Source organism: Saccharopolyspora sp. NPDC002578 (assembly GCF_053592695.1).
This window is the reverse complement of record NZ_JBSFWJ010000136.1, coordinates 1-7,419: the sequence shown is the minus strand read 5'-3', so window position 1 is coordinate 7,419 and position 7,419 is coordinate 1. Positions and strand designations below refer to the sequence as shown.

The following is a 7,419-nucleotide window of genomic DNA, read 5'->3' as shown; positions in this document are numbered from 1 at the left end:
GGCGGGTGGCGGAACCTCAGGTGGTCTGTCGCTGCGGGATCTTTTTCCCAAGTGGCTCCGCCACGAGGGAAAAAGCCGTCCTCGCGACAGACCACCTGAGAACCCGCGGGTTGTCACCTTCTTGACGTGGGCTATGTGCTTCGCACATACAGGCACGGCTTCGCCGCCAAGCAGGCTTGCTTCGCAGCCCGAGGCACGGCTTCGCCGCGAGGCACGGCCTTCGGCCGCAAGGCAGGCCTGCTTCGCGGCCCGGGGCACGGCTTCGCCGCCGAAGGCGCGGTCTTTGGGTGCGGGCGGGGGCTAGGTGGTGGTCGTGGTTCGGCGGTAGGTGCTGGGGTTGGTGCCTCTAATTCGTTTGAAGGCGGCGCTGAAGCCGAAGGGGTCGGAGTAGCCGACCGTGCGGGCGACGTCCGCGATGGTCGTGGAGTCCTGCTCGACCAGGAGGTCCGCGGCGAGCGTCATGCGCCAGCGGGTCAGGTACGTCAGCGGTGGCTCGCCGACCAGGTCGGCGAACCGCTTGGCCAGCGTCGAACGCGACACCCCGGTGCGGTCGGCGAGCGCGCCCACCGTCCACGGCGCTGCCGGTTCGGCGTGCAGCAGGCGCAGCGCGTTGCCGACGACCGGGTCGCGCTGCGCCGCCCACCACGCCGGGGGAGCGCCGCCGGGGCGGTCGAACCACTCCCGCAACGTGCACACCAGCATCCAGTCGAGCAGCCGGTCGAGCACCACCTGCTGGCCCGGCGCGTCCACGGCGACCTCGGCGCCGAGGTGCTCCAGCACGGGATCGGCCGTGCCGCCGGCATCGACCCGCAGCACCACGGGCAGCGCGTCGAGCAGGCGGCGGCTGAGCTCGCCGCGCACCGGATAAGCACCGACGATCAAGGTCGTGGCGCCCTCGCCGGGGTCCTCGCCGGGATCGTTCCAGCCGAGCCGGTGCCGGGTGCCGCCCTGCTCGGGCGTCGCGCAGTCCTCGCCGCACTCGAGCGGTTCCGCCGCGGTGCCGACCTCGTCCACGAAGGTGAACGTGGCGGGCCCGCGCACGACGATCGTGTCGCCGGTGCGCAGCGGCTCCGGATCGTGGCCGTCGGCCACGATCCAGCCCGCCCCGGTGAGCACGGTGCACAGCGTCAGCGGCGCCCCGTCCACGAAGTGCAGCGACCACGGCGGGGTCAGGGTCGAACTGCCGAACAGCGAGCCGTGGGCTCGCACGCCGCGGATCAGGTCACTGAAGGCGTCCACCTCGCCGAGGTTAGACGAACGCGCAGGCGATCCGGCTTCTCACCTATGGGATTGTCCGAACCGGCGGGGTTGACTCGAAGTCATGAGCAACGACACCACCCTCGTCCTCGGCGCGACCGGCAAGACCGGCCGCCGGGTCCTCGCCCGGTTGCGGCTGCGCGGCACGCCGGTGCGGGCCGCCTCCCGGTCGAGCGAGACCCGGTTCGACTGGTCCGACCCCGGCACCTGGGACGCGTCCTTGGCGGGCGTCGACGCCGTCTACCTGGTGGCGCCGACCGTGCCCGGCCCGGTGCACGAGTTCACGGCTCGCGCCGAGGCCGCCGGGGTGCGGCGGCTGGTGCTGCTGTCCGGGCGCGGCGCCGACACCTGGGGCGATTCCCCGTTCGGACTGGACATGCGCTCGGCCGAGGACGCGGTGCGCGGTTCGGCGCTGGAGTGGACCGTCCTGCGGGCGTCGAACTTCGCGCAGAACTTCGACGAGGAGGTCTTCCACGCCCCGCTGCTCGCCGGTGAGCTGGCGACCCCGGCCGACGCGGTCCCCGAGCCGTTCATCGACGTCGACGACGTCGCCGACGCCGCCGTCCAGGTGCTGACCGAACCCGGTCGGCACGCCGGCCGGATCTACGAGCTCACCGGACCGCGCTCGATCACTTTCTGGGAGGCCGTCGAACTGATCTCCCGCGCGTCCGGGCGTCCGCTCACCTACCGGACGATCTCGCCGGAGCAGTACGCCGCGACGCTGGTCGACGACGGCCTGGGCGAGGACGACGCCCACCACGTCGCCGAGATGTTCGTGCTGATGGACCGAGGGGTGCTCGCCACGACGACGGACGACCTCGCCGCCCTGCTGGGACGGGCACCCCGAGCTTTCGAGGACTACGTCGCGCGGTCCGCGGCGGCCGGGGCCTGGCGGGACCCCCGCGCCGGGAGCGCCCGCCCTGCGGCGTGACCGCTTTCCTCGGAACATGCGCACCGAACTCCGCTCCCGCCACACGACCGAAAGGCCACGATGAGCACTGACGCCTTGACCGCCCAGGACCTCGAATTCCTCCGCCGCCCCCTGCACGGTTTCCTGACCGTGGCCGCCGGGCCGGTTCCGCCCCAGCCCCGGCCGGTGTGGTTCGAAGCGACCGACGACGGCACGATCCAGCTGTTCACCGCGCCGGACGCGCTCAAAGTGCGGCGCCTGCGCGACGATCCACGCGCCTCGATCGTCGTCGCCGCTCCGACGGGCGAACGCGAGCACTGGGTGTCGGTCGCGGGTCGCGTCGCGGTGGAGACCGATGGGGCGAGCGACCTGTGCGCCCGCCTCGGTGCTCGCTACTGGGACCTCGACGACCCGGCCCGTGCCGAGGAACTCGCCGGAATGCTCGACGAGGAGTGGGTCCGGCTCGTCATCCACCCGGATGCCGTGCGCCGCTTCGCGGGCTGAGGGAACAGAGCGGTCGCGTCGCGGGTTGGCCGAGGTGGGAGATCCACGACGTGAAGGAGCGGCATGGCGATCGAGATCGGGCGGTTCGGGCTGTGGACCGGGGCGCCCAGCTGGGACGGCGACGACGCCGAGCACCGGGAAGCGCTGGTCGAGCTCGAAGAGCTCGGGTACGCGGCGCTGTGGCTCGGCGTGGCTCCCGGGGACCTGCGCACGGTGCAGGCCCTGCTGGGCGCGACGAAGAAGCTGGTCGTGGCCACCGGGATCGTCAACATCTGGGAGCACGAGGCCGCCGACCTCGCCGCCGCCTACCAGCGCGTCGACCGGGCGCACCCGGGACGAGCGCTGATCGGCATCGGCCCCAGCCACGCACCGGTGGTGGAGAGGTCGGGCCGGTCCTACGAGAAGCCGTTCAGCAAGCTGCGGTCCTACGTGGACGAACTCGACGCCCTCGACGACCCGCTGCCGCCGCAGGCGCGGGTGCTGGCGGCGCTCGGCCCGCGCGCGCTCGCCCTGGCGGGGGAGCGGTCGGCCGGGGCGCACCCGTACCTCACGACGCCCGAGCACACCGCGACCGCGCGGGACGTGCTCGGGGACGGGCCGCTGCTGGCGCCGGAGCAGAAGGTGGTGCTGGAGACCGACCCGGTCGAAGCCCGCGAGATCGCCCGGCTCCGGACCGCGCCGTACCTGGGCCTGCCGAACTACCTGAACAACCTGCGGCGCCTCGGCTTCACCGACGAGGACTTCGCCGACGGCGGCAGCGACCGGCTCATCGACGGCCTGGTCGCGTGGGGCGACGTGGACACCATCGCCGACCGGGTGCGAGCACACCGCGAAGCCGGTGCCGACCACGTCTGCGTGCAGGTCCTGAGCAGGGGAACCGAACTCCCCCGCGAGGGCTGGCGCGAACTGGCCCCGGCACTGCGGGGCTGAGACGGGAGCGGGGCTGGCGAGTCGTCGGGGTGGGCGCGCGGGTCACGCCGCGATGATCCGCCCGATGATCGCCGCGCGCCCGCCGAGCGGGTGGGCGCGCATCGCGGCCAGCGCGGTTTCGGCCTCGTCGCCACCGACCACCGCGACCGCGCGGCCTTCGCAGGCCACGTGCAGCGGGTCGATGCCGAGCAGTTCCGCCGCGGCGCGCACCCGGGCGCGAACGGGAACCGCGCTCTCCTCCAGCGCCACCGCCATCCCGGAGGCGCGGGCGATCTCGTCGAGCACGGCGGCGATCCCGCCGCGCGTCGCGTTCCGCAGCACGCGGACGGCCGGCGCCGCCGCCAGCACCTCGTGCAGGAGGCCGTGCAGCGCGGCGGTGTCGGAGACGTGCTCGGCCACCCGCGAGTCCTGGTGGAGCAGCACCGCGATCCCGTGGTCCCCGACCGGCCCGGTCACGAGCACCGCGTCGCCCGGCCGCGCCCGCGACGCGCCCAGCCCGCGCGCGCCGGTGAAGGTGCCGACGCCGGTGGTGTCGATCCGGCAGCCGTCGACCTCGCCCCGCGCCACGACCGCACCGCCACCGCTGGTGATCCGCACGCCCGCGCCCGCCGCGGCGGCGCCCATCGACCGCGCCACCCGCCGCAGGTCGCCGACGGGGAAACCGGCTTCGACGACGAGCCGCGCCACCAGGTGCCGGGGGACGGCACCGGAGGCGGCGAGGTCGTTCACGGTGCCGTTGACGGCGAGGTCGCCGAGGTTCCCGCCGGGGAAGAACAGCGGCGACGCGGCGAACGAGTCGGTGGTCATCGCGACGCGCCCGTCCAGCGGAGCCAGGTCGACCCCGCCGGTGAGCGCGGCCGGGAATTCCTCCGAGACGATCGACTCGACGAACTCCCACCCGCCCGGTGCTCGTTCTTCCACGCCGCACGGCGAATTCTCGGTGTTCACGCCGACCGTCCTCCTTCGCTCGTCCACCACGGCCCGCGCGCATCCGGGTCCGAGCGCCGGACGAGCTTGTCCCGCGGAGGCGGGAAGTCCACTGTGGCCACTCCGCGCGATCGAGATGATCTCACGGGGGTCGCCGTTCGCGGAGACGTGCACGCCCCGCCTCGAAGATCCGAAAGGTGCGCGCTGCCAGCCTCTGGCCACACCCCGGCGCCCACAAATCGAGTCCTCCACGGCCGCCTGAAAGAGGGACCGCCGAGCGCCGCGCGCGGTTTCGACATCAGGGTTTCCGGTTGCGCGGCAAGCGAAGGATCAGAACGCCTCACACCGACCAGCGGTAGCGGCGTTCCGGGCGGCCGGTGCCGCCGTAGCGCAGCCGCACCTCCGCGCGGCCGGTGTCGACGAAGTGCTCCAGGTACTTGCGCGCCGAGACCCGCGACAGCTCCGCGAGCCCGGCGCACTCGGTGGCCGACAGGTCCTCGCCGCTCGCCGCGGCCTCGCGCAGCACCCGCTCCACCACGACCGCGGTTTCGCTCGCCACGCCCTTCGGCGTCGCGGCCGGGCGCGCCGGGGTGCCGAAGAGCCGGTCGATGTCCTGCTGCGCGGCGGGGGAATCGCCGGGGAGTTCGCTGAGCCGATCGTGCAACGCCCGGAAGTGTTCCAGCTGCTCGCGCAGCGCGTCGAAGCTGAACGGCTTGATCAGGTAGTGCACCGCGCCGCCGCGCACCGCGCCGCGCACCGTGTCCAGGTCGTGCGCGGCGCTGATGACCAGCACGTCGGGTTCCGCGGACGGCCGGGCGCCGGTGCGCATCGAGCGCAGCACGGTGAGCCCGTCCATGTCCGGCAGGTAGATGTCCAGCAGCACCAGTTCGGGGCGCAGTTCGTCGACCGCCCGCAGCGCGTCGGCACCGGAGTGCGCGACGCCGACGACCTCGAACCCCTCGACCCGGCCCACGTAACCGCTGTGGATCTTGGCGACCATGAAGTCGTCGTCCACCACCAGGACCTTGATCACGCGGGCACCTCCGCATCCATCGGCAGCCGCGCGGTGAACACGGCGCCGCGTTCGTTGCGCACCTGCACCGAACCGCCCCGGCGGTGGCAGATCTGCCTGGTCAGCGCCAGTCCGAGGCCGCGTTCCCCGTCGCGGGCCGCCTTGGTGCTGAACCCGTGCCGGAAGACCTCCTCCACGATCTCCGGCGCCACCCCGGGGCCGGAGTCGCGCACCACCAGCGTCACCACGTCGCCGGCGTGCCGGATGTCGACCTCGATCAGGTTGTCCGCGGCCGCGCCTTCGACCGCGTCCAGCGCGTTGTCCACCAGGTTGCCCAGCACCGTCGTCACGTCGGCCGAGGACTGCTCGTCGACTTCGCCGAGCGCGCTGCCGTCGGTCAGCCGCAGTCCCACACCGCGTTCCGCCGCCAGGCTGGCCTTCGCGACCAGCAGCGCCGCCGTGGCCGGGTCGGCGATGCGCGCCGCGACCTCCGACTGCCACTGCCCCCGGGTGTGGCTGACGCGGTCGACGAACCGCGCCAGCTCGTCGAACTCGCCGAGTTCGATGAGCCCCGAGATGGTGTGCAGCCGATTGCTGAACTCGTGCGCCTGCGCCCGCAACGTGTCGGTGGTGGCGCGGTGCGCGGCCAGTTCCTGCTGCAGGTCGACGAGTTCGGTGCGGTCCCGCATGGTGACGACCGCGCCGACCGTGGAGATCGGCATCCGGTTCAGCACCACCACCCGCCCCCGGCGCAGCACGATCTGGTCGACGCCGCCGGTGCGGCCGGTGAGCACGTCGCGCGCGCGGTCGTTGAGGTCGAGCTCGTCGATGTCCCGGCCGACGCAGTCCGCGGGCAGCGACAGCAGGTCCCTGGCCTGGTCGTTGACCACGGTGATGCGGTTCTGCTGGTCCACTCCGAGCACGCCTTCGCGGATGCCGTGCAGCATCGCCTCCCGGTGCTCCACCAGGCGCGTGATCTCCTGCGGTTCCAGCCCCAGCGTCTGGTGCTTGACCCGCCGCGCCAGCAGGATCGACCCGGCCACGGCGAGGAACGTCGCGAACGCCAGCAGCATCAGCGGATCGCCGGGAGCGCGCCGCACACCGGCGAAGAAGTCCGGGGTCTCCCGCCCCGCCGCGACCACGCCGACGATCCGCGCGCCCGGCCCGATCACCGGCACGTGCGCCACCAGCGATTCGGTGCCGTCGGCGTCGCGCACCTGGCCCACCCAGGCGCGGCCACCGAGCACGGTGCTCGTCCCCAGCGGCAGCAGCTGACCGCGCTGGCCGGGGTCGGGCGAGGTCAGCACCACGCCCCGCGCGTCGGTGATGATCACCTCGTCGGCCCCGGAGAGGCTGCGGGCGCTCTCGGCGAAGATCGGCAACGCGTCCCGGTCGAACGGGTCCTGAAGGTTCGACCGGACCCCGTCGGTCGCGGCGAGGTCCTCGGCGACCGACAGCATCCGCCTGCCCTCGGTGGCGCGGAACGCGGCGTTGGACTGCGACACCGAGAACACGGCGATCGAGGCCAGCAGCACCAGGATGATCGCCAGCTGCCAGCCCAGCAGCTGCCGCGAGAGCGGCCCCCGCATGCCCCACCTCCCTCGCCACGTCGCGCCTGCCCAGACGCTAACCCCCTGACCAGCACAACCGTAAGCAGTCCCCACAGGACACATGGCGTAGCGAGCCGAGTACGCAGGGAAGTCCGCACACGATGATCTTTTGACCGTTGTCTTGTCAGCGGCGAAGCCGCTGAGCAGTGACCAGCTTGAGCAAGCCGACCACCGGCGGGTTCTCAGTGGCTTCCTCGCGAGGACAGCATTTTTCCTCGTGGCGGAGCCACTTGGAAAAATGATCCCGCAGCGAGGAAGCCACTGAGGTT

7 protein-coding genes are annotated in these 7,419 nt (G+C 72.9%); 3 read left to right on the top strand and 4 right to left on the bottom strand.

Annotated elements, in window-relative coordinates:
- Window positions 1-300: 300 nt before the first annotated feature.
- Window positions 301-1,239 (bottom strand): AraC family transcriptional regulator, encoded by a 939-nt coding sequence (locus ACWD38_RS29800; RefSeq protein WP_450125397.1) that lies wholly within the window; start codon window positions 1,237-1,239, stop codon window positions 301-303.
- An 82-nt stretch (window positions 1,240-1,321) separates the two neighbouring features.
- Between ACWD38_RS29800 and ACWD38_RS29795 the strand changes: the two genes are divergently transcribed.
- From ACWD38_RS29795 to ACWD38_RS29785, 3 genes are all read left to right on the top strand, one after another.
- Window positions 1,322-2,188, top strand: a complete 867-nt coding sequence (locus tag ACWD38_RS29795; RefSeq protein ID WP_450125396.1) for an NAD(P)H-binding protein — start codon at window positions 1,322-1,324, stop codon at window positions 2,186-2,188.
- Window positions 2,189-2,248: 60 nt separating this feature from the next.
- Complete coding sequence (locus ACWD38_RS29790) at window positions 2,249-2,671, top strand: pyridoxamine 5'-phosphate oxidase family protein (RefSeq protein ID WP_184480664.1); 423 nt, start codon at window positions 2,249-2,251, stop codon at window positions 2,669-2,671.
- A 63-nt stretch (window positions 2,672-2,734) separates the two neighbouring features.
- Window positions 2,735-3,601: an LLM class F420-dependent oxidoreductase gene (locus ACWD38_RS29785; protein WP_450125395.1), complete on the top strand. Its 867-nt coding sequence runs from the start codon at window positions 2,735-2,737 to the stop codon at window positions 3,599-3,601.
- A gap of 42 nt (window positions 3,602-3,643) precedes the next feature.
- Here ACWD38_RS29785 and hypE read toward each other — a convergent pair whose 3' ends face one another.
- The 3 genes from hypE to ACWD38_RS29770 all read right to left on the bottom strand — a co-directional run bounded on the left by hypE (window position 3,644) and on the right by ACWD38_RS29770 (window position 7,129).
- Entirely contained in the window at window positions 3,644-4,549 is a 906-nt protein-coding gene (gene hypE / locus ACWD38_RS29780; RefSeq protein ID WP_450125394.1) for a hydrogenase expression/formation protein HypE, read from the bottom strand.
- Window positions 4,550-4,868: 319 nt separating this feature from the next.
- Window positions 4,869-5,561: a response regulator gene (locus ACWD38_RS29775; RefSeq protein WP_184480660.1), complete on the bottom strand. Its 693-nt coding sequence runs from the start codon at window positions 5,559-5,561 to the stop codon at window positions 4,869-4,871.
- The gene (locus ACWD38_RS29770; RefSeq protein WP_184480658.1) at window positions 5,558-7,129 is read right to left on the bottom strand and encodes a sensor histidine kinase; all 1,572 of its coding nucleotides are present in this window, start codon (window positions 7,127-7,129) and stop codon (window positions 5,558-5,560) included. The genes ACWD38_RS29775 and ACWD38_RS29770 overlap by 4 nt, the downstream gene beginning before the upstream one ends.
- Window positions 7,130-7,419: the final 290 nt, after the last annotated feature.